Below are 2,142 nucleotides of genomic sequence, written 5' to 3' on the forward strand. Positions count from 1 at the left end.
CCTCGACCGTCCGGGTCTGACCGCCGAACGCTTCGTGGCGGACCCGTTCACGGGCGGTCGCATGTACCGCACCGGTGACCTGGCCCGCTGGAACGCGGACGGTGCGCTGGAGTACCTGGGCCGCACCGACGACCAGGTGAAGCTCCGCGGCTTCCGCATCGAGCTCGGCGAGATCCAGGCCGTGATCGCCGAGCACGCGCGAGTAGCACAGGCCGCAGTGGTGGCGCGTGCGGACGCGCCCGGCGACGTGCGGCTGGTCGCCTACGTGGTGGCCGCCGCCGGTGCCGACGGCGAACTCCCGCAGGACATCCACGCGTTCGCCGCGCAGCGGTTGCCGGAGTACATGGTGCCCTCGGCGGTGGTGGTGCTGGACGCGCTGCCGGTGACCATCAACGGCAAGCTGGACCGCCGCGCGCTGCCCGCCCCGGACTACGCGGCCGTCGCGGGTGCCGGTCGTGGTCCGGCCACCCCGCAGGAGGAGCTCCTGTGCGCGGCGTTCGAGCAGGTGCTGGGCCGGGAGAGCATCGGGGCAGAGGACGACTTCTTCGCGCTGGGCGGGCACTCGCTGCTGGCGGTGCGGCTGATCAGCCGGATCCGTGCGGTGCTCGGGGTGGAGCTGCCGCTGCGGGCACTGTTCGAGGCGCCGACGGTCGCCGCGCTGGCCACCCGGCTCAGCGGTGCGGGCCAGGTCGCCCGGGTGGCGCTGGTCGCCGGGGAGCGTCCGGAGCGGCTGCCGCTCTCCTTCGCTCAGCAGCGGTTGTGGATCGTCGGGCAGCTGGAGGGGCCGAGCGCCACCTACAACCTGCCGGTCGCGCTGCGGCTTTCGGGCGAGGTGGACCGGGAGGCGATGAACGCGGCGCTGCGGGATGTACTGGGCCGACACGAGGTGCTGCGCACGGTGCTGGCCGTCGCCGACGGCGAGCCCTACCAGCGGATCCTGGAGCTGGACGAGCTCAAGTGGGGGCTGGAACTGGTCGAGATCCCCTCGGAGGAGCTGGCAGGCGCGGCTGCCGAGGCGGCGCGGCACGTGTTCGACCTCTCGGCGGACGTGCCGGTGCGGGCGTGGCTGTTCACGGCGGGCCCGGACGAGCACGTCCTGGTGCTGCTGGTGCACCACATAGCGAGTGACGGCTGGTCGATGGGCCCGCTGTCCCGGGACATCGCCGCCGCGTATGCGGCGCGCTCGGAGGGCCGGGCCCCGGAGTGGGCGCCACTGCCCGTGCAGTACGCGGACTACGCCCTGTGGCAGCGCGAACTGCTCGGCGGGGCGGACGAACCGGGGAGTCGGCTGTCGCGGCAGGTGGCGTACTGGCGCGAGGAACTGGCCGGTGTGCCGGAGGAGTTGGAGCTGCCGTTCGACCGTCCGCGTCCGGCGATGGCGAGTCACCGTGGGCACACTGTGCCGATGGCATTGTCACCCGAACTGCATGCCCGTCTGGTGGAGTTGGCGCGGGCCGAGGGCGTGACCATGTTCATGGTGCTGCAGGCCGCGCTCGCGGTGCTGCTGTCCCGGCTCGGCGCGGGGACCGACATCCCGATCGGCGCGGCGGTGGCCGGGCGCACGGACGAGGCGCTGGACGACCTGGTCGGCTTCTTCGTCAACACCCTGGTGGTGCGCACGGACCTGACCGGTGACCCGTCGTTCCGCGAGGTGCTGGGCCGGGTGCGGGAGACCAGCCTGGGGGCGTTCGCGCACCAGGACGTGCCGTTCGAGAAGCTGGTGGAGGAGCTGGCCCCGGCACGCTCCCTGGCCCGCAACCCGCTGTTCCAGGTGCTGCTCACAGTCCAGAACAACGCGCGGTCGGTGGCGCGGTTGTCGGGCGTGCGTGGTGGCGGCGGGGTCTCCATGACCAGGGCGGCGGTGAAGTTCGACCTGGATGTGATGGTCGGTGAGGTGTTCGATGCCGAGGGCCGTCCGGCGGGTGTGCGCGGTGCGGTGACTGCGGCTGCGGATCTGTTTGATCCGGAGTCGGTCGAGCTGATCGCGGAGCGTTGGGCGCGGGTGCTGGCGGCGGTGGCCGTCGACCCGGAGCTGCGGCTGGGCGCGGTGGATGTGTTGACCGTGGATGAGCGGCGTCGTGTGTTGGTGGAGTGGAACGACACCGATCGGGTGGTGGTGTTCGAGCCGGTGCACGAGGTGTT

1 protein-coding gene is annotated in these 2,142 nt (G+C 72.3%); it reads left to right on the plus strand.

What is annotated here, in order from left to right; all coding sequences use genetic code 11:
• Positions 1-2,142: condensation domain-containing protein (locus tag ACZ3TI_RS40890; RefSeq protein ID WP_465735660.1), on the plus strand; the 2,142-nt coding region annotated here is incomplete at both ends.

It is taken from the genome of Kitasatospora sp. NPDC023120, from assembly GCF_055560835.1.